The 19,975-nt window shown below is 70.9% G+C and carries 17 protein-coding genes and 1 tRNA gene; 9 read left to right on the plus strand and 9 right to left on the minus strand.

Going from position 1 to position 19,975, the window contains the following annotated elements; genetic code table 11:
• Window positions 1-7 precede the first annotated feature (7 nt).
• Window positions 8-3,502, minus strand: a complete 3,495-nt coding sequence (locus A37W_RS0102455; RefSeq protein ID WP_018301438.1) for a chemotaxis protein CheB — start codon at window positions 3,500-3,502, stop codon at window positions 8-10.
• 53 nt (window positions 3,503-3,555) lie between these two features.
• Here A37W_RS0102455 and A37W_RS20775 point away from each other — a divergent pair, with 53 nt between their 5' ends.
• Complete coding sequence (locus A37W_RS20775; RefSeq protein WP_018301439.1) at window positions 3,556-4,092, plus strand: PAS domain-containing protein; 537 nt, start codon at window positions 3,556-3,558, stop codon at window positions 4,090-4,092.
• Window positions 4,093-4,097: 5 nt separating this feature from the next.
• Here the strand turns inward: A37W_RS20775 and A37W_RS0102465 are convergent.
• Both A37W_RS0102465 and A37W_RS0102470 read right to left on the minus strand, forming a co-directional pair.
• Window positions 4,098-4,173: transfer RNA gene (locus A37W_RS0102465), tRNA-Thr, on the minus strand.
• A 48-nt stretch (window positions 4,174-4,221) separates the two neighbouring features.
• Complete coding sequence (locus A37W_RS0102470; RefSeq protein ID WP_018301440.1) at window positions 4,222-5,883, minus strand: ABC transporter permease; 1,662 nt, start codon at window positions 5,881-5,883, stop codon at window positions 4,222-4,224.
• A gap of 99 nt (window positions 5,884-5,982) precedes the next feature.
• On the opposite strand from A37W_RS0102470, the gene A37W_RS0102475 reads away from it, so the two are divergent.
• The gene (locus A37W_RS0102475) at window positions 5,983-6,864 is read left to right on the plus strand and encodes a hypothetical protein (protein WP_018301441.1); all 882 of its coding nucleotides are present in this window, start codon (window positions 5,983-5,985) and stop codon (window positions 6,862-6,864) included.
• Window positions 6,865-6,871: 7 nt separating this feature from the next.
• On the opposite strand, the gene A37W_RS0102480 is transcribed toward A37W_RS0102475, so the two are convergent.
• Complete coding sequence (locus tag A37W_RS0102480) at window positions 6,872-7,123, minus strand: DUF2312 domain-containing protein (RefSeq protein WP_018301442.1); 252 nt, start codon at window positions 7,121-7,123, stop codon at window positions 6,872-6,874.
• A 121-nt stretch (window positions 7,124-7,244) separates the two neighbouring features.
• On the opposite strand from A37W_RS0102480, the gene A37W_RS0102485 reads away from it, so the two are divergent.
• Window positions 7,245-7,463, plus strand: coding sequence for a hypothetical protein (locus A37W_RS0102485; protein ID WP_018301443.1), 219 nt, complete (start codon window positions 7,245-7,247; stop codon window positions 7,461-7,463).
• A gap of 53 nt (window positions 7,464-7,516) precedes the next feature.
• Window positions 7,517-7,930 carry a protein tyrosine phosphatase family protein gene (locus tag A37W_RS0102490; protein ID WP_018301444.1) on the plus strand — a complete coding sequence of 138 codons (414 nt, stop codon included), beginning with the start codon at window positions 7,517-7,519 and terminating at the stop codon, window positions 7,928-7,930.
• A gap of 54 nt (window positions 7,931-7,984) precedes the next feature.
• Here the strand turns inward: A37W_RS0102490 and A37W_RS22645 are convergent, their stop codons facing one another.
• From A37W_RS22645 to A37W_RS0102515, 5 genes are all read right to left on the minus strand, one after another.
• Window positions 7,985-9,577, minus strand: coding sequence for a FliM/FliN family flagellar motor C-terminal domain-containing protein (locus A37W_RS22645; RefSeq protein WP_018301445.1), 1,593 nt, complete (start codon window positions 9,575-9,577; stop codon window positions 7,985-7,987).
• 69 nt (window positions 9,578-9,646) lie between these two features.
• Window positions 9,647-12,316: an ATP-binding protein gene (locus A37W_RS0102500; protein ID WP_018301446.1), complete on the minus strand. Its 2,670-nt coding sequence runs from the start codon at window positions 12,314-12,316 to the stop codon at window positions 9,647-9,649.
• On the minus strand, window positions 12,313-12,648 hold the full coding sequence (locus A37W_RS20785) for a hypothetical protein (RefSeq protein WP_020502617.1): 336 nt from the start codon (window positions 12,646-12,648) through the stop codon (window positions 12,313-12,315). The genes A37W_RS0102500 and A37W_RS20785 overlap by 4 nt, the downstream gene beginning before the upstream one ends.
• The gene (locus tag A37W_RS0102510) at window positions 12,623-12,991 is read right to left on the minus strand and encodes a response regulator transcription factor (RefSeq protein WP_018301448.1); all 369 of its coding nucleotides are present in this window, start codon (window positions 12,989-12,991) and stop codon (window positions 12,623-12,625) included. The genes A37W_RS20785 and A37W_RS0102510 overlap by 26 nt, the downstream gene beginning before the upstream one ends.
• 96 nt (window positions 12,992-13,087) lie before the next feature.
• Entirely contained in the window at window positions 13,088-14,404 is a 1,317-nt protein-coding gene (locus tag A37W_RS0102515; RefSeq protein ID WP_018301449.1) for a helix-turn-helix transcriptional regulator, read from the minus strand.
• Between the two features lie 233 nt (window positions 14,405-14,637).
• Here A37W_RS0102515 and A37W_RS0102520 point away from each other — a divergent pair, with 233 nt between their 5' ends.
• From A37W_RS0102520 to A37W_RS0102540, 5 genes are all read left to right on the plus strand, one after another.
• Complete coding sequence (locus A37W_RS0102520; protein ID WP_026198244.1) at window positions 14,638-16,032, plus strand: substrate-binding protein; 1,395 nt, start codon at window positions 14,638-14,640, stop codon at window positions 16,030-16,032.
• Window positions 16,033-16,130: 98 nt separating this feature from the next.
• Window positions 16,131-17,162 (plus strand): branched-chain amino acid ABC transporter permease, encoded by a 1,032-nt coding sequence (locus A37W_RS0102525; RefSeq protein ID WP_018301451.1) that lies wholly within the window; start codon window positions 16,131-16,133, stop codon window positions 17,160-17,162.
• A 3-nt stretch (window positions 17,163-17,165) separates the two neighbouring features.
• Window positions 17,166-18,380 carry a branched-chain amino acid ABC transporter permease gene (locus A37W_RS0102530; RefSeq protein WP_018301452.1) on the plus strand — a complete coding sequence of 405 codons (1,215 nt, stop codon included), beginning with the start codon at window positions 17,166-17,168 and terminating at the stop codon, window positions 18,378-18,380.
• Between the two features lie 12 nt (window positions 18,381-18,392).
• Window positions 18,393-19,151, plus strand: a complete 759-nt coding sequence (locus A37W_RS0102535) for an ABC transporter ATP-binding protein (protein ID WP_018301453.1) — start codon at window positions 18,393-18,395, stop codon at window positions 19,149-19,151.
• A gap of 11 nt (window positions 19,152-19,162) precedes the next feature.
• Window positions 19,163-19,936 carry an ABC transporter ATP-binding protein gene (locus A37W_RS0102540; protein WP_018301454.1) on the plus strand — a complete coding sequence of 258 codons (774 nt, stop codon included), beginning with the start codon at window positions 19,163-19,165 and terminating at the stop codon, window positions 19,934-19,936.
• Window positions 19,937-19,975 lie beyond the last annotated feature (39 nt).

Here is a 19,975-nt window from a genome sequence, read left to right on the forward strand (position 1 = left end):
TCGCAAATCAGAATAAGTCGGTCTCAAGGCTGTCGTCCCGCGAAGTTGCCCTCTCCCAGTCAATCTCCACAACGACGCGCAGGCCCCGGGGGTTCCACTGGAAATCGGCGGAGCCGTCCAGCGTGTTCTCCGCCGTGGTCCGGATCAGGGTGGAGCCGAAGCCGGTCCGCTCGGGCGGTTTGATCTCTGTCCCGCAATCCTCCTGCCAGGACAGGCGCAGACGTTCGCCGTCGCCCTCGTCCGTCCGCGCCCAGCTGAGGAGGAGTTGCCCCCCCTCCCGCGACAGCGCGCCGTACTTGGCGGCATTGGTCGCCAACTCGTGCAGGATCAGGCCGAGGCCCAGCGTCGCCCGCGCGTTCAGGTGCACGTCCGGTCCGCGGGTCCGGATGACGTCGGCGCCGTAGACCGAGATCAGTTCGGGCCCGATGAGGTCGCGGATCGAGGTCGAGCGCCAGTTCGCAGCGGTCAGCAGCGAATGGGTCTCCGACAGCGCGCGGATCCGCTTGGCCAGCGTGTCGAGGACGACGTCGGGCGCGCGGTCGTCGCGCCGCGCCCGGTTGATCAGCGCGGTCACGTTCGACAGCATGTTCTTCACGCGGTGCTGCAGCTCGCGCATGACCCGGCGCAGCTCCTCGCGCGTCTCCTTCTGCTGGGTCACGTCCACGACGTTGATGCCCACCGCACGGATGCCGTCGGAGTTGCGCAGGGGGTAGTAGTCGACGAGCCACGACCGATCGTCGTCCTCGTCGCCGTCCGCAGCGGTCCGGCCGACAACCTCCTGCGTGAGGATCGGCTCGCCGGTTTCGAAGACGCTGCGGATGCCTGCGCCGACCGTGTCGGCGATCACGGGCACCATGTCCCGCAGGCGCTTGCCATAATGCGCCTCGATCGGAAGACCGTTGATCTCGGCCAGCTTCTGGTTGACCCGCAGGTAGCGCAGATCCTCGTCGAACAGGGCCATCGCGACGGGGCTGACACGGTACAGCTCCTCCACCTCGGCGAGGTTGGCCCGGGCCTGCCGGCGGGCGACCTCCAGCTCGCTCGCGACGCGGTGGAAGTCGCTGACGTCCACCAGCGAGAAGACGACGCCCTTGCCGTCGGCGCCCTTCAGCGGCGCGGTGACGATGCGGGCGTGCAGGTGCGCGCCCTTGCGGGTGCGGAAATCCTCTTCCACCGGGCGACCGGTCTCCTGCGCCCTCCGGATCGCGGCCGTCAGCGGCTCGAGTTCCAGATCCGAGGCGATGTCGCCGAGCGGCCGGCCGATGTCTCCGTCGACGAAGCGGAAGAAGGTCTGCGCCTCCGGCGTGAAGCGCCGCAGCCGCAGGTCGGGTCCGAGGAACACGCTCGCGAGGGCCGAACTCTCCATGTACGAGCTGAGGTCGCGGTTGGCGGTGTTCAGCTCCTCGACCTTGGCCTGCAGCTCCTCGTTGATGGTCGAGAGCTCCTCGTTCGCGGACTGGAGCTCCTCGTTCATCGACATCATCTCCTCGTTCGAGGATTTCAGCTCCTCGTTCGAGGTTTCCAGCTCCTCCACCGTCGTGCGGATGGTCTGGCGCGCATCGTCCAGCTCTCCTTCCAGCTCGCGGATGTAGCGGGACTGTTCGCTGTCGTCGGACGGCAGGTGCGCATCGATGAGGGCGTCGCCCCCGAGGCGCGAGTGGAAGACGACGACGATCTCGTCGGTCGGCAGCAGCTCTCCCGTCAGCTCGAGGCTCGCCCTTTCGCCGTCGAGCTCGCCCTCGAACGCCACCGCCGCGACCGTCCCCTCGTCGCGGCTGGACACGCCGTTGACCAGCCGCCGCACCGGCACGTCGAGCGCCGGATGGATCAGCGCCCCGATCTCGAGCTTCAGGTCGCCCGGCTTCAGCCGCAGGTAGCGCTCGGCCCCCGGCGAGGCGTACGAAACTGTCTGCCGGCCCGTCAGCACGACGTAGGGCGGCGCGTGACGGCTGAGGATCGCATCGCGCACCCGGTCCTTGGCCGAGACCGTCCCGACCCCGCCGGGCCCGGACCGGACCTCCGCCCGCGGCTGCCCGTGCCGCCCGACGTGGTCGAATGGCAGGTTCAGGGGGGCGGCCGGCACGTCGTTGCGGCGATAGATGCGGTTTGAAACGTCGACGTCCTTGAAACGACCCTTGAGGCTCTGCGGATTCTCGCTGAGGCCGAGGAACAGGAAGCCGCCCGGCTTCAGCGCGTAGTGGAACACCTCCACCGCGGTTTCCTGCAGCGCCTTCTCGAAATAGATCGTGACGTTCCGGCAGCTGACGAGATCGAGGCGCGAGAAGGGCGGGTCGCGCACCAGGCTCTGGTTCGAGAAGCGCACGATGTCCCGCAGGCGCCGGCCCACCTCGTATCCATTCGAGGAGGTGCGGAAGTACCGCTCCAGCAGCTCGCTCGGCACCTCGTCGGCGATGGAGTTCGGATAGATCCCGGCGCGCGCGATCTGCAGCGCCTCTTCGTCGATGTCGGTGCCGAAGATCGCGACCGTGGGGCTGGCGTCGGTGCGCGACAGCTCTTCGGCGACGAGCATGCCGAGGGTGTAGGCCTCCTGCCCGGTGGAGCAGCCGGGCACCCAGATCCGCACCTCGCGGCCCGTGCCGGTCTCCTGCATCAGCTCGGGGATGACCTGCGTGCGCAGCGCCTCGAACGCGGCGGGGTCGCGGAAGAACGAGGTGACGTTGATCAGCACGTCGCGGAACAGGCGCGAGGCCTCGTCCCGGTCGCGGATCAGCCGCTTGACGTACTCGTTCGGACTGCTGATCCCGAGGACGGACATCCGCACCGACAGCCGCCGCAGCAGCGTGGCCTGCTTGTAGCGCGAGAAGTCGTGGCCGGTATGGTGGCGCAGGTGCTTGAAGACCGTCGCCACGAACTCGCCGTCGTTGCTGATCGTCGGCTCGATCCCCTGCCGCCGCTGGTAGAAGTCGTCGAGGACGTCCAGCATCTCCTCGGTGCGCAGGCTCATGTCGACGGCGCCGGTGGCGATGGCGCTGCGGGGCATGCCGTCGTAGCGCGCCTGCCGGGGATCCTGCGCGAAGACGAGGCCGCCGGCCTCCTTGATGGCGAGCGCGCCCTTGGCGCCGTCGCTGCCGGTGCCCGACAGGATGATCGCGGCGGCGTCCGGACCCGCCTCTTCGGCCAGGCTCTCGAGAAAGACGTCGATGGGCCGGCGCTGGCCGCGCGGCGCCTCGAACTTGCCCAGGGCGAAGCGGCCTCCCTCGACCGTCAGCGACTGGCCGGGCGGGATGAGGTAGATGTTCCCCCCCTCGACCGCCATGCCGTCCTCGATCGGCTGCACCGGCGTGCGGGTCCGCTTGCCGATCAGCTCGGGCAGCAGGCTCTCGTGGTCGGGGTCGAGGTGCTGGACGAGGACGAGCGCGAGGCCATGCTCGGCCGGCAGACGCGAGAACAGATCCTGAAACGCCTCCAGTCCGCCGGCGGACGCACCGATGCCGACGATGACGGGTCGCCCCGCGGACGCTTGGTCTGCCTTGTCTTTCATTCCGGTCGTCTTAGGGTTCGCCGTCGGGGCGGCAAGAGGGGAGTGACGCGACGGTGGCCGAGGTCAGGTTCAGCGAGAAGCTGCAGACGTTCCTGAGGGACAGTTCGATCCCGCTCAGCTTCGCCGACGCGTCCCGGCCCGACTGTCCGCTGATCGAGGTGAACCCCGCCTTCGAGGCGCTGACCGGCTATTCCAGGGATGACGTGATCGGCAGGAACTGCCGGTTCCTGCAGGCCGATCTCGACAACGAGATCGCCCGCGACGACATACGCTCGGCCATCGCGAACGGGACCGACGTGCAGGTGATCCTGCGCAATCGGCAGGCCGACGGCACGCCCTTCGAGAACCTTCTGTTCATGTATCACCTCAAGGTGAGCAGGTCGCGGTCGCTGTTCATGGGCTCGCAGTTCCGCCTCGACGCGAAGGACGCGGCGGGCCTGATCGACCGGGCGCAGAGCCGTGCGGTGCTGCTGGACGAGGGGATCGGCCGCGTCTTCGCCGAGACGGCGCGCCTGCGCACCGAGAACCGCCGCCGGCTGGCGCAGAGCGTGGGAGGCGTGGTGCGGGCGCACCTGAACGCAGGCGCCTGAGCGGGTGGTGCCGGCAGAGGGACTCGAACCCCCGACCCCCTGATTACAAATCAGACGCTCTACCAGCTGAGCTATGCCGGCCACCGCGCCCCGCCTATCGCCGAAAACGGCGCGCCGTGCAACGCCGCCTCAGCGGTTCGCCCGCGCCAGCAGGGCGACCGCAGCGAGGCCGACCAGCGTGATGGCGAGCGCGGCGGGCGCCGCCTCGGCGATGTTCTCGAGGCTGGCCTTGGCGTGCACCCGCGTCGCCAGCGTGTCGTAGTTGAACGGCCGCAGGAGCAGCGTCGCCGGCAGCTCCTTGACGCAGTCGACGAACACCAGCAGCAGCGCCGACAGCACGCTCGCCCGGATCAGCGGCAGGTGTACGGCGCGCAGCGCCCCTCCGGCCGTCCGCCCCAGCGACCGCGCCGCCATCGGCAGCGACGGCGGCACCCGGCCGAGCGCCGCGTCGGCCGTCCCCTGCCCGATCGCGAAGAAGCGCACCGCGTAGGCCAGCGTCAGCGCCCCGGCGCTGCCCGTGAGGATCAGGCCCGGATCGCTCCCGGTGAGCGCGAGGACCGCGTCCGCCACCCGGTTGTCGAGTGCGGCGAGCGGGATCAGCAGGCCGACGCCGAGCACCGCCCCCGGCACCGCGTAGCCGATCGCCGTCAGCGGCAGCAGCAGGACCGGCAGCCGCCGCCCCGACAGCCGCGCCCCGTAGGACATGAAGAGGCCGAGGGCGACCGTGATTGCCGCCGCCGCGCCGCCCACCGTCAGCGTATGGGTCAGCGCCCGGATCAGCCCCGGCGCCGCCCACTCCCCCGCGTCGAGCGCGTGGCTGACGAGCACTGCCACCGGCAGCACGAACCCGCCCGCCACCGGTAGCGCACACATGAGCGCTGCGCCCCAGCCGCGCACGCCGGTCAGCGGCTGCGCCGTCACCGGTCGCTGGCTGCGCGCCGCGAGGAAGTGGCGGGAGCGGCGGCGGGACAGCTTCTCCACAACCACGAGCGCCACGATCAGCGCCAGCGACAGCGTCGCCAATTGGGCCGCGCCGCCGATGTTCCCCGCCTGCAGCCAGACCGAGAAGATGCCCGTCGTCAGCGTCTGCACCGCGAAATAGTCGACCGTGCCGAAATCGTTGATCGTCTCCATCATCACGACCGCGGTGCCGGCGGCGATGGCCGGCCGCGCGCTCGGCAGGCCGACGCGCCAGAGGCGGCCCCAGGGACCGACGCCGAGGGCGCGGGCGACCTCGTACCCTGCCCCCGACTGCTCGCGGAAGGCCGCCCGCGCGAGGAGGTAGACGTACGGATACAGCGCCGCCGACAGGACGAGGATAGCTGCCCCCCGGGTGCGGATCGCCGGGAACCAGTAGTCCGCCGCGCTCTCCCAGCCGAAGGTGGCGCGCAGCATCCGCTGCACCGGGCCCGCGTACTCCAGGAAATCGACCAGCGCGTAGGCGCCGACATAGGCAGGCACGGCCAGCGGCGCGAGGAGCGCCCATTGCAGCCACCAGTGCCCCGGAAAGCGGTACATCACCACCAGCCAGGCCGCCCCCGTCCCCGCCGCCGCGGACAGAAGGCCGACCCCCGCCATCAGCAGCGCGGTATTGCCGAGGTAGCGGGGCAGCGTGGTCGAGACGAGGTGCGGCCAGATGTTCTCGGCCGGGTGCAGCGCGATCCACAGGACCGACGCCACCGGCAGCAGCATCAGCGCCGCGATCAGCACCGCGCCGACCGACCAGGGATCGCGGCGGCGGCGCACGCGCGCGGCGGGCGGCAGGAATGACTGACCGGTCTGGTCGGACATTCCGGCGGGCTAGCGGATAAGCGTTTGCCTGTCCAGCGGCCGTCCCTTAGGACGACGGGGACCGACGTCGCAGCCCATCCGCGAGCCCATCCGCGAGCCATGAATATCGTCCTTCACATCGGCGCCCACGTCACCGACGGCGAACGGCTGCTGCACTCGCTCCGCAAGAACGCCGACGCGCTGGCGCAGGACGGCGTGAGGGTGCCCGCCCACGGCGCCTACCGTCCCGCCCTGCGCGAGGCGATGCAGGCGGTCAACAACGGCGCCCCGATCGAGGGCCAGCGCGAGCTCCTGCTCGAGCGCGTGCTGGGCGCGGACGCCGGCGCCTGCCGCCGCCTCGTGCTGTCGAATCCGGCGTTCATCTGCACGCCCAGCCGGATCTTCGAGGGGCGGGAATTCTACGCGCTGGTCGGGATGAAGGCGCAGGCCGCGCAGGCGATCTTCGCCGGCGACGATCTGCAGATCTTCCTCGCCACCCGCAATCCCGCGACCTTCGTGCCGGCCGTCTTCACGCAGGCCAAGGCGAAGAACCTGCCGGACTACCTGTCGGGACTGGATCCGACCGAGATCCGCTGGTCCGACGTGGTGCGCCGCCTGCGCGCCGCCGTCCCGCAGGCGAAGGTCACGGTCTGGGCCAACGAGGACACGCCGCTGATCTGGGGCCGCATCCTGCGGCGAATGGCGGGCCTGACGTTCCCGGCTCCGATCCTCGGCGAGCACGATCTTCTCGCCTCGATCATGTCGGACGAGGGGCTGAAGCGCCTCCTCGCCTACCTGCGTTCCCACCCGCCGCAGACCGGCGCGCAGATGAGTCGCGTCGTGGCGGCCTTCCTCGACAAGTACGCCCTGCCCGAGGAGATCGAGGAGGAGATCGACGTCGAGGGCTGGGACGCGGCGACGGTGGCGGCGGTGACCGAGGGCTACGAGGCGGATCTCGCCGAGATCGCGCGCATCGAGGACGTCGAGATGCTGGCGCCCTGAGGCGCCCTCACATCCCGAGCGCGGCCTTGTACAGCTCCATGATCGCCTCTTCCTCGGCGATGTCGTTCTGGTCGCGCTTGCGCAGCGCGATGACCTTGCGCATCACCTTGGTGTCGTAGCCGCGGCCCTTGGCCTCGGCCATGACCTCCTTCTGGCTCTCGGTGATGTCCTTCTTCTCGGCCTCGAGCCGTTCGTAGCGCTCGATGAACTGGCGCAGCTCCTCGGCGGCGACGGTGGAGGAGGTGTCGATGACGCTCATGCCCGGGGCTCCCTTGATGCTGCGGCGCCTCCCCTAGCCCGCGGGGACATGCGTCGCAAGGCCGCCCTTGCGGCGCGGGCGCGGGGCCGGTAGGCGGCGCGGGACCCCTGGAGGAGAACGGATGGTTGCCCTCGTCTGGATCGGCGCCGCCCTGACCGTGATCGGCTTCGCCGGCCTGGTCTGGAGCATCGTGCAGGTCGCCCGCGCCCGCCGCGAGGCCCTGCCGGACGAGGAGCTGCGGGACCGTGTGCGCCGCGCCCTGCCCCTGAACCTGGGCTCGCTCTTCGTTTCGTTCCTGGGGCTGATGCTGGTCCTCGTCGGCGTCATTCTCGCCGGCTGACGGCCCGGCTGAGGCTACTGGACGGACGCCGTCGCCGGGCGTAGACCGATCCCATGGACATCCGACCGATCACCGACGGCTACGCCGTCAGCCCGCAGATCGACCCGGCCGACATGGCCGCGATCCGCGACGCCGGCTACGTGCTGGTTTTGTGCAATCGCCCCGACGCCGAGAACCCGCCCGACCTGCAGGCGGACGCGATGCGCCGCGCGGCCGAGGCAGCGGGCCTCGCCTTCGTGGAGAATCCGGTGACGCACCAGGGCCTGAACGAGGACATGGTGCGCCTCCAGCGCGAGACGATCGACGGCGCCGGCGGCCCGGTCCTTGCCTACTGCGCCTCGGGCACCCGCTCGACCATCGTGTGGGCGCTCGGCCAGGCGGGGGAGCGCCCTGCGGACGAGATCGTCGGCGCCGCGGCGAACGCCGGCTACGACATCGCCGGCCTGCGGCCCCGGCTGGGCGACTGAGCCCGGACGGGGCGGCTGGACGGCCCCTGACCTTCGATCCAGCGCCGAGCCGTTTCACTCCGCCTCCTCGTCGAGGCGAAGCCTGCTGACATCGAGTCCCCGGGCGATGGCTCCGTCGGGCGCCTGCTGCCCCTCGGCGTCGAAGTCCGTCGCATCGTCGCCCGCAAGCGCGAACCGTGCCGTGGCAGGGGCGGCGACGGCACCAGACGGGGACGTCCCGTCGACTGGGGCGGCCCCGGCCCGACCTGCCCCCGGAGGGGCAGGACCGGCTGGGGATGCCCCGTCGATGCTGCCGCCGGTGGAGTCTACGGCAGGGGCATGATCCGGGTCGGTCATCAGGTCCGTCGCGCACCGCGGAAGATCGTCTTCTGCGTCCCCTTGGGGCCCGGAGCCATGGTGCTCCCACTCTCCGCCCCGGGGATCAAGTCTAGCAGCGGCGTCCGGTCCGGCCGGGTCGGCCGGCCACGACAGGGCGTCGCCGATCGGCGTGTTCCCCGCCTCCGCGTCGATGTCCCTGCCCGCGCCGCCCCCGCCGTCTGCCGGAGCGGCGTCATGGGGGTCGGGCGGCCCCGGATCGTCGTGCGGGTCGGGGGACGGCGGGGACAGGTCCGGTGCGCCGGTCAGGTCCATCGGCGGAATCGCCGCCGGGGCGTCCAGCGTCAGGCCGTCGGTGCCGGCCCAGGGATCGGCCGCGCGCCCGTGGCCGACTTCGCCATCGAGCACCCCTGGCGCACCGCGGGCCGGCGCCCGCCGGTCCGAGAGCTCCGCCGGCGCCGGCATCTCCAGCCGGACGGCGCGCAGGCCCGCGACCTGCCCCAGCCGCGCGGTGGCGAGCACGCGGCCCGGCGGCGCCTCCAGCCGGACCGAGCCGACCGTGACCCCGGGCAGCGGCAGGACCAGGCCGGGGCGCAGCGCCTCGGCCTCGGACAGGGGAATCCGGTGGCGGGCGAGAACGGCGGTCAGCACCGCGGTCGCCTCCTCCACGCTGCCGCGGAACGCGTCGGCCCAGTCGCGCCCGTGCGCCGGCGGGGACGTGGCGGAGAGCGGCCGGGAGGGCGGCAGGATCAGGGTCAACTGCCCCGCGCGCCCGCCCTCGAGGTCGAGCGCCAGGGTCACGACCCGGTAGTCGCCCGCCGGAAGCGTCGCGCCGATGGCCCGGCGGCTGGCATGGCGCTCGCCCCCGGACGCACCGGCGACCCAGTCCGGCAGATCGGTGCCCGTCCCGGCCGCGGCGAGGCCGCGCAGCAGGCCGTCGAGGAACGGCAGCCCCAGCGCCGCGTCCGCGGCCGTCACCGCGCGCCGCGGCGCGTCCTCGGGCCGCGGTCGGTCCGACAGGCGGCCGAGCGTCTGCACCTCGACCAGCGCGTCGCGGAGGTCGAGGTCGATCACCGCCAGCCCCCGCTCCGCCCCGTCGCGGTCGAGGCCCAGCAGCAGGTCGGCCTCGTTCAAGCCGGCCAGCACCTCGTCCAGCGTCCGCCGCTCGTCCGCGATGGAGGCGACGGTCAGCGCCAGATCCAGCGCGGCGCCCGCGCGGGTTGCGGCGCGGCGCAGCGCCCGGGCGGGCGTCACCGGCGGCTCCGGCCCCGAAGGGGCGGCCGCGATCCCCGCCATCCGGCGCAGGACCGGATGTGAACCGTCCGCGGCCATGCCTCTCCCGTCCGTTGCGAGCCGGTTGCAGACTAGACGGGGGCCGGTTTCGAAAGGGCTAACGCGCGGTCAGGCCGCGCGGGCCGCCCGCGCCGGCAGCACGACCCGGAACGCCGCCCCACCCTGCCCCGGCAGGTACGCGATGGAGCCGCCGAGCCGGTCCATGATCTCGCGGCAGATGGCGAGGCCGAGTCCTGCGCCGCCGGCCCGCGACTGATCGCCCGCGCGCGAGAACTTCTCGAAGATCAGGTTCTGATCCTCCGGCGCGATCCCGCTACCGTTGTCGGCGAAGTCGATCTCGATCGCGCCCGAGCCGCGGCGGCGCACCCGCACCTGCAGCACCGGCTGCTCGGCGTCGCAGTATTTCCGCGCGTTCGCGATGAGGTTGATGAAGACCTGCGCCAGCCGGTCGAGGTCGGTGAAGACGGGCACGGCCTCCGCCGCCTCCCTGCGCTGGATGACGAGCGGATCGCCCGGCCGCCCCCCAGCCGCCGCCACCGCGCGGTCGATCACCCGCTGCAGGGATCCTTCGCGCATGTCCAGCTTGCCCTGCCCGTTCTCCAGCACCGACAGGTCGAGAAGGTCGTCGAGAAGGCGCGTCAGGCGCTGCGTCTCCTCCTCGATGATTCCGGCGTAGCGGCGCACCGCATCGGGTTCGGCCCCGCCCTCGCGCAGGATCTCCGAGAAGGCGCGGATCGAGGTCATCGGCGTTCGCAGCTCGTGGCTGATCTGGCTGAGGAAGGAATCCTTCTGCACGCCGAGACGGGTCAGCTTGTCGTTCGCCTCGCGCAGGGCCCGGGCCGTGCGCTCCTGCTCGGCCGACTTGGCCTCCAGGCGGGCGGAATATTCCATGATCTGCGCCGCCTCGTCGGCGACGGCGATCAGATCCTCGACCGACACGGTCGCCCCTTGCGTCAGCTGCGCCATCATCGCGTGCGCAGTCGCCGCGCCGACGCTGCCCGCCAGCTCGCGCTCCAGCGCGGCGATGAAGTCAGGGGTCACGTCCGGCAGGTAGCCGTGCTTGCCCTGCGCGACGGCCGCGGCCTGGAAGAAGTCCTGCGCCTCGGCCGCGCCGACGATACGCTGGGCCATGATGAGGAGGTCCTCGGCCTGCGCCGCGCCGGCGTGCAGCGCGCGGGCCGCGCTCGAATGCTGGAACACGTTGACGAACTGCGCGCCCTGCAGCCGCTCCATGGGAGTCGGAAAGGTGCAGAGCGAGACGGTGACGAACGTCCCGGCGTTGAGGAGCAGCGACCACAGGATCGCGTGCAACAGCGGGTCGAGGCCGGCGATCCCGAACAGCGCCTCGGGCCGCAGCCAGACGAGGCCGAACGGGCCGTCCGCCATCACGCCCGCCGGGATGACACCGCCGAGGCTGGGCAGGAACAGGCACCACGCCCAGAGGCTCGCCCCCACGATCAGCCCCGTCGCCGCCCCGGCCCGCGTGGCCCCCCGCCAGAACAGCCCGCCGAGGAGGGCAGGCAGCACCTGCGCGGCACCGACGAAGGAGATGAGACCGATGGCGGCGAGCGCCGCCCCTCCGCCGGAAAAGCGGAAATAGACGTAGCCGAGGGCGAGGACGCCGCCGATGGAGAGCCGCCGCGCGATCAGGACGACGGCTCGCACGTCGCCCGACATCTGCGCCCCCGGACTGCGCGAGCGCAGCCAGATCGGCACGACGATGTGGTTGGAGACCATGGTGGCGAGCGCGATGGTCGCGACGATCACCATTGAGGTCGCCGACGAGAATCCTCCGAGGAACGCCAGCAGCGCGATCCCCTCGCGGTTCTCGGCCAGCGGCAGGGTCAGCACGAAGAGGTCGGGATTGGTGCCCGGCAGACGCTCCAGCCCCATCACCGCGATCGGCACGACGAACAGGCTCATCAGCATGACGTAAAGGGGGAACGCCCAGGAGGCGGTGGCGAGGTGCCGCTCCTCGGCATTCTCGACGACGAGGACCTGGAACATCCGCGGCAGGCACAGGAACGCCGCCCCGGCGAGGAACGTGAGGCCGAGCCAGCGTCCGGCGGACTGGTCCCAGTGCGCGATGGGAGAGGCGTCGATGCGGGCGAGCGTGGCCTGGACGCCGCCGCCGATGCCCCAGACGACGAACAGGCCGACGGCCAACAGCGCGGCCAGCTTCACCACCGCCTCCACCGCGATGGCCATGACGACGCCGTGGTGGCGCTCGTTCACGTCGAGGTTGCGGGTGCCGAAGAGGACGGTGAACAGCGTGAGCCCCACCGCCGACCAGAAGGCGGTGGCCCAGAAGCCGCCCTCCTCCCCCTCGGCGCCGGTGAAGACGGCGAAGCTGAGGGCGATGGATTGCAGCTGCAGCGCGATGTAGGGCGTCGCCGCGGCGATCGCTATGAGGGTCACCAGGACGCCGAGGCCGGTCGACTTGCCGAAGCGCGACGAGATCAGGTCGGCGATCGAGGTGATGCGCTGGGCGCGGCCGACGCGGACCAGCTTGCGCAGGATGCCCCACCAGCCGAACATCACGAGGCTGGGGCCGAGATAGATCGTCAGGTACTCCAGCCCGGACCGTGCGGCGTAGCCGACCGCGCCGTAGAAGGTCCAGGCGGTGCAGTAGATCGACAGCGACAGCGTGTAGATCAGCGGCGAGCGCAGCCAGGCGGTACGCCCCCGCGCCGCCCGCCGCTCCGCCAGGAAGGCCACGGTGAACAGGAACGCCACGTAGAGCAGCGCGAAGAAGACGAGGAGGTTGAACGTGATCATCCCGCCTCGTCCCCCGGAGTGTCGAACGGCGTCGGCCAGTCCGCGCCGGCGTCGGGGCGGAACAGCGCCGCCAGTCCGGCGGCGAGGCAGGCGAGCCCGGCCCAGGCGACGAAGAGGTACACCAGCGCGGCCGAGGTGCGGGCACCCGTCCCCTCGCCCGTCGGCCAGAGCAGCGGAACCATGAACAGGATCGCCCCGAGGACCGGCATCAGCCGCAAGGCGTCGCGCAGCCGCCGCTGGCGATAGCTCGACCGGGCGAGGAACACCGGCCGGCCGGCCGGCGGCGCGCCTGCGGGGCGGCCGGCGTCAGCCCGCCACGAGGGTTCGGACATTCTCCAGCACCTCGGCGTTCGAGAACGGCTTGGTCATGAAGCGGTCCGCGCCGAGGCTCAGCGCGAGGTCGCGATCGCGGGACTGGCCGCGGGCGGTCAGCATCATCACGGGGACGGCGGCGGTCTCGGGGCTGGCGCGCAGGTCGCGCAGGATGTCGAGGCCCGAGCGGCCGGGCAGCATGATGTCGAGGATCACGAGGTCGGGCGGCGCCCGGCGCACCCGGTCGGCCGCGCTGGCGCCGTCGGCGTGGGTGTGCACGGTCCAGCCGTCACGGCTGAGAATGAAGCTGATCGCCTCGGTGATGTTCGGCTCGTCCTCGATCACCAGCACCCGCTTGGCCATGCCTCCCCCGCGCCTCCCCCGCGCGCGCAGCGGGACGCGGCCCCTCCCGGCCGCGCGCCCGCGCAACGATGTTATCGGGGCAAAGCGCGCGGCTTGTCAAAGCGCGTGACCCCGCGCCTCGCCGTCGTCCTCGGGCAGGACGCTCGGCTCGCGGCGCGCGGGGCAGCGGCGGCGGGGGCAGATGCGGCAGGCGATGCCGACCGGAGCCGGCGGGTCGAGGCCGGGCGGCGGATCGGTCAGCACCAGCATCACGGCCTCGGTCAGGACGGGCCCGCCGAAGGCGGCGGGCGCCACGGGCTCGGCCACCGCGTAGACGAGGAGGCGGGGCGCGTCGCCGGGCAGCGCCACCGCCGCGCGGATCGCCCGGCCCGGCTGGCCGAGCGCCTGGTAGAGCGGCCAGAGCGGACAGCCCGGCCCGGCCCGCGGCAGGACGAAACCCGGCGCGGTCTTGAGCTGCAGCAGCGCCCCGGCGCCGTCGCAGACCGCAAGGCCGGTGGGCGGATGGCCCTCTCCCGGCGGCAGCGCGGCAAGGCGGCGAAGGACGGCGGCAAGCGGCGCGCCGAAGCGCCGGGCGAGAGCCGCCGGATCGTACCCCGTCTCCCGCGCCGCCGCGCCGAACTCCGTCAGGGGCAGCGCCCGCGCGTCCGCCGCATACCGGGAGAGCCACGCCGTCGCCAGCCGCTGCGCCGCCGGCGGTCCGATCCCCGGCACCCCGGCCGCGACCTCCGCCGGTGTCGCCGCAGGCTCCGGCCCCTCGAGCGCGGCCACGTGGTGGTCCGTCCGGTCGAGGAACTGCGCCAGCGCCTCCGCCGGGCTGGCCGCAGCGCCCTCCACCGGCTCCAGCCGCCGCGCCAGCTCGCGCGAGGCGTCGGCGAGGCGCAGGGAATCGTCGTGGATGTTGCGGTGGAACCGCTCCTGCCAGTCCCGGTCGAGGTCGTCCGCGCCGACGAGGATGGACGCCGTCGACCGGATCGACGTCACGGCCGAGATCAGCTCGTGCAGCGAGGTGGCGAGGCGCGGGTCGTGGGCGAGCCGGTCTGTCAGCGCCGCAACGCGGCCCTCCAGCTCGCCCACCCGCGCCGCCTGACGCGCGACGAGCGCGGCCCAGCCCGGGAAGGCTTCGGCGAAGGCCTCGGCGCGATCCTCCTCGGCCTCGCTGCCCGGCGCGGCCGCCGCGGCGGCGAGCTGGTCGAGGAGCGGTCGGCCGGCGCCCTGGCTGAGCACCGCGGGCTCCACCTCCAGCTCGGCCGCGATGCGGTTCAGGAGGCGGCCGCCGATTCTGCGGCGGTTGTGCTCGATGAGGTTGAGGTAGCTGGCCGAGATGCCGGCGGCGCGGGCGAGGTCAGCCTGGGCGAGACCGCGGTCGAGCCGACGGGCCCGGATCCGGCTGCCGGCGAGCGCGCTGCGGGCCATCGGAGATTCCTCGTGCGTTTCCAAGGGCTTTCTGCGCCCGCGGGAAAAATCGTTTGCAGATTAACGCGCGAGCCTGTCGAAGTCTTTACAAAAAAGGCGAGCGTTCCGAGACCCTTGTTGAGCGCTTTACGATCCCGCCGATACTGGCCCCCGCACACGACAAGCGTGCGCGTGCCCTGCTCGGGACGAGGAGGTCCGGGGCGAGGCGCGACAAACCGACTGGGAGGATATCGATGTCCAGACACTTCACGCGGCGTGGCGTGCTCAAGTCCGGCGCCGTCGCCGGCGCAGGCCTCGCCCTGCCGACGTACCTGCGCGCGCAGGAGAGCGGATTCACCAATGCGCCGACGGGCGACACCGTCATTCTCGGCTTCAACGTGCCGCAGACCGGCGCCTACGCCGACGAGGGCGCGGACGAGCTGCGCGCGTTCCAGCTGGCGGTGGAGCACCTGAACGGCGAAGGCGACGGCGGCATGCTGCAGACCTTCTCCGAGCAGAACCTCGACGGCACCGGCATCCTCGGCAAGCGGGTCGACTACGTCACCGGCGACACCCAGACCAAGTCCGACGTCGCCCGCGCCTCGGCGCAGTCGATGATCCAGAAGGACGGCGCGATCATGATCTCGGGCGGCTCGTCGTCCGGTCCCGCGATCGCGGTGCAGGCGCTCTGCCAGGAGGCCGGCGTCATCTTCATGGCCGGCCTGACGCACTCCAACGACACGACCGGCAAGGACAAGAAGGCCAACGGCTTCCGCCACTTCTTCAACGCCTACATGTCGGGCGCGGCGCTGCCGCCGATTCTGGCCGAGCAGTACGGCACCGACCGCCGCGCCTATCACCTGACCGCCGACTACACCTGGGGCTGGACCCAGGAGGAGTCGATCAAGGCCGCGACCGAGGCGCTGGGCTGGGAGACCGCAAACACCGTGCTGACCCCGGTCGGCGCGGGCGACTTCTCGTCCTACATCACGCCGGTCCTGCAGTCGGGCGCCGACGTGCTGATCCTGAACCACTACGGCGGGGACATGGTGAACTCGCTGACCCAGGCGGTGCAGTTCGGCCTGCGCGACCGTCAGGTCAACGGCAAGAACTTCGAGATCGTCGTGCCGCTCTACTCCGAGCTGATGGCCGCGGGCGCCGGCGAGGCGATCAAGGGCATCTACGGCTCGATGAACTGGAACTGGCAGTTGCAGGACGCGGGCACGCAGGCCTTCACCCGCTCGTTCGGCGAGAAGTACGGCTTCCCGCCGTCGAACGCGGCGCACACCTGCTACGTGCAGACCCTGCTCTATGCCGACGCGGTCACGCGGGCCGGCAGCTTCAACCCCTGCGCGGTGGTCGAGGCGCTGGAGGGACGGACCGGCGGCAGCGGCAGCCTCGAGGGGATCGACTCGGCGTCGAACGAGGGCTTCCTGTTCGACGGCATGGGCAACGGCCCGACGCTCTACCGCGCGGCGGACCACCAGTGCTTCAAGGACGTGCTGGTCGTGCGCGGGGCCGAGAACCCGACCACGCCCTACGACAACCTCGAGATCGTCGAGGTCACTCCGGTCGAGCAGGTGTGGTACGAGCCCGACCACCCGCAGTTCGCCGGCGGCGATCTCGGCGAGTGCAACCCGGGCGCCTGACGCCCGGACCGCGGGACGGGGCATAGCCCCCGTCCCGCCCTTGCTCCCGGCCGCGCGCCGGGAACCTCCCGCTTCCCATCGCAAGGACGCCCGGGGCCATGGACGCCATCATCCTTCAAATCCTGAACGGGCTCGACAAGGGCTCGGCCTACGCGCTGATCGCGCTGGGCCTCACGCTGATCTTCGGCACCCTCGGGGTCGTGAACTTCGCCCACGGCGCGCTGTTCATGATCGGCGCCTTCTGCGCCGTCACGCTGAACGCCCTTCTGGGGATGAGCCACCAGGTCGAGGACCCGACGCGCACCGACTTTCTCGGCAACCCGCTGCAGGTCGACGTGCCCTACGTGCAGGACATCTTCGGCGAGGCGCTGGGCGCCAGCATCATCGACTGGGCGGTGCCGCTGTCGATCCTGCTGGCAATCCCGGTGATGCTGCTGATCGGCCTCGTGATGGAGCGCGGCCTGATCCGGCACTTCTACAAGCGCCCCCACGCGGACCAGATCCTCGTGACCTTCGGCCTCGCCATCGTGCTGCAGGAGATCATCAAGGCGATCTACGGCGCCAACCCGATCCCGACCCCGGCGCCCGACGCATTCCGCGGCTCGGTCGATTTCGGACAGTGGCTGGGGTTCCAGGCTGGCTCGATCATCTATCCGGTGTGGCGGCTGGTCTACTTCTTCTTCTCGGCACTCATCATCGCCGGCGTGTTCGCCTTCCTGCAGTTCACAACCTTCGGGATGGTGGTGCGCGCCGGCATGGCCGACCGCGAGACGGTGGGCCTCCTCGGGATCGACATCGACCGCCGCTTCACGCTGATGTTCGGGATCGCCGCGGCGGTCGCGGGGCTGGCGGGCGTGATGTACACGCCGATCCTCAGCCCCAACTACCACATGGGCATGGACTTCCTCGTCCTCAGCTTCGTCGTGGTCGTCGTCGGCGGCATGGGCTCGCTCCCGGGTGCGGTGCTGGCCGGGTTCCTTCTCGGGATCCTGCAGAGCTTCGCCTCGATGAACGCGGTGAAATCGCTGCTGCCCGGCATCGACCAGATCATCATCTACCTCGTCGCCATCGCCATCCTGCTCCTCCGGCCGCGTGGCCTGATGGGCCGCAAGGGCGTGATGGAGGAGTAATCCATGCTGGGTCTCGGCAAGAAAGACTTCACCCTGTTCCTGGCCGTGGCGGCGATCACGCTGCTGGCGCCGTTCATCCTGAACCCCTTCCCCACCGGATCGGGCCTGGCGCAGTTCAACGCCGGCTATCCCGACCTGATGCAGCGGTTCGTGATCTACGGAATCTTCGCGATCGGCTTCAACATCCTGTTCGGTCTGACCGGCTACCTGTCCTTCGGCCACGCCGCGTTCCTCGGCCTCGGCTCCTACTCCGCGGTCTGGATGTTCAAGCTGCTCAGCATGAACGTGATCCCGGCGCTGATCCTGTCGGTGATCGTCGCGGGGCTCTTCGCCCTCGTCATCGGCTACATCTCGCTGCGGCGGTCCGGCATCTACTTCTCGATCCTGACGCTGGCCTTCGCGCAGATGGCCTACGCGCTGGCCTACTCGGTCCTCACCCCGCTGACCAACGGCGAGACCGGGCTGCAGCTGACGCTGGACGACCCGCGCGTCCTGGACGGCGGCGGGCGGCCCACGTCGCTGCCGGTGACCGAGTTGTTCGGGATGGAGATGCGCGACACGGCGAGCCTCGGCCTCGGCGCCTGGGACTTCACCTTCGGCGTCGGCTTCTACTTCTGCGCCGTCGTGATGCTGATCTCGTTCTACCTCGCGATCCGCATCTTCCGCTCGCCCTTCGGGATGATGCTGCGGGCGGTGAAGTCGAACCAGCAGCGGATGAACTACACCGGCCTCAATACCCGGCCCTATACCCTCGCCGCGTTCGTGATCTCGGGCATGTATGCCGGCCTCGCCGGCGGCCTGCTGGCCTGCATGGACCCGCTCGCCGGGGCCGAGAGGATGCAGTGGACGGCGAGCGGAGAAGTCGTCCTGATGACCATCCTCGGCGGCGCCGGCACCCTGATCGGGCCGATCCTCGGCGCCGGCATGATCAAGTATTTCGAGAACATCTTCTCGAAGATCAACGACGCGGTCCTGCACCAGTGGTTCGCCGCCCTGCCCGACGGGCTGGAGGATTTCCTCGTCACCATCATCCATCCCTTCATCGGCAAGGGCTGGCACCTGACGCTGGGCCTGATGTTCATGGCCGTCGTCATCTTCCTGCCCGGTGGGCTGGTCGAGGGCGGGCAGCGGGTCGGGCGGCTGTTCCGCCGCCGCGACCGCAAGGCCGGCGGCGCCGAGGCGCAGGCGGCCGAACAGCGCCGCACCCCGGCCGAGTAAGGAGAGCGCGAGATGGGCATCCTCGAAGTCAAGGGCGTGAACAAGCGCTTCGGCGGCCTGCAGGCGCTGGGCGACGTCAACCTCAGCGTGGCCGAGCATACGGTCCACGCGATCATCGGGCCGAACGGCGCGGGCAAGTCGACGCTGCTGAACGTCCTCGTCGGCAAGCTGATCCCGGACTCGGGCTCGGTCATGTTCGACGGCAAGTCGGTGCTGGGTCGCAAGCCGCACGAGATCAACCAGATGGGCATCTCCCGCGTGTTCCAGACCCCCGAGATCTTCGCTGATCTGACGGTGCTGGAGAACGTGATGATCCCGTGCTTCGCCCGCCGCGACGGCGCCTTCCGCATGCACGCGTTCGAGAGCGTCGCCCGCGAGGGCGACATCCTCGGCCAGGCCGAGACGATGCTGGCGGACGTGAACATGCTGGACAAGGCGCACGCCCATGCCGGCAGCCTCAGCCGCGGCGACAAGCGGCGGCTGGAGATGGCGATGTGCCTGGTGCAGGAGCCCAAGCTGCTGCTGCTGGACGAGCCGACCGCCGGCATGGCGCGCGCCGACACCAACAACACGATCGACCTGCTGAAGGAGATCAAGGACAAGCGCCCCATCACGATGTGCATCATCGAGCACGACATGCACGTCGTCTTCTCGCTGGCCGAGCGGATCACGGTGCTGGCGCAGGGGACGCCGCTGATCGAGGACACGCCCGACAACATCAAGGGCCACCCGAAGGTGCGCGAGGCGTACCTCGGCGAGGCGCAGGTCTGAGGACGGAAGAGATGAGCCACATCGAAGCGATCCGCCCCGAGGGCAAGTTCGACAAGAACCGCAACATGGCCGGCACCTCGGCCAAGTTCCTGTCGGTCTGGGACATCCAGGCCTACTACGGCGAAAGCTACATCGTGCAGGGGGTGTCGTTTGACATCCACGAGGGCGAGATCCTCGCCCTGCTCGGCCGCAACGGCGCCGGCAAGACCTCGACCCTGCGGACCATCGCGCGGCTCGACAATCCTTCGCTGAAGCACGGCGAGATCTGGCTCGACCACAAACCGCTGCACACGATGCGCAGCCACCAGGCGGCGCAGAACGGCATTGCGCTGGTGCCCGAGGACCGCCGCATCATCGCCGGCCTAACGGTGGAGGAGAACCTGCGCCTGGCGCAAATCCAGCCGCCCATCGGCTGGTCGCTGGAGCGGATCTACGAGCTGTTCCCCCGCCTCGGCGAGCGGCGGGCCCAGGAGGGCACGACCCTGTCGGGCGGCGAGCAGCAGATGCTCGCCATCGCCCGCGCGCTGGCCCGGGACATCAAGGTGCTGCTGCTGGACGAACCCTACGAGGGGCTGGCGCCGGTCATCGTGCAGGAGATCGCCAAGACGCTGGCCATCATCCGCGACCAGGGCATCACCACGATCATCGTGGAGCAGAACGCCGTCGCCGCGCTGAAGCTCGCCGACCGCGCCGTGATCCTCGACACCGGCTCCGTCGTGTTCGATGGTTCGGCGCAGGAGGTGCTGGACGACGAGGCGCTCCGGGCGCGGTATCTCGCGATCTGACGCGGCCGTCCGGCACCCTGGATTTGGAAGAACGGCGCC

It is taken from the genome of Wenxinia marina DSM 24838 (assembly GCF_000379485.1).
Lineage (GTDB): Bacteria > Pseudomonadota > Alphaproteobacteria > Rhodobacterales > Rhodobacteraceae > Wenxinia > Wenxinia marina.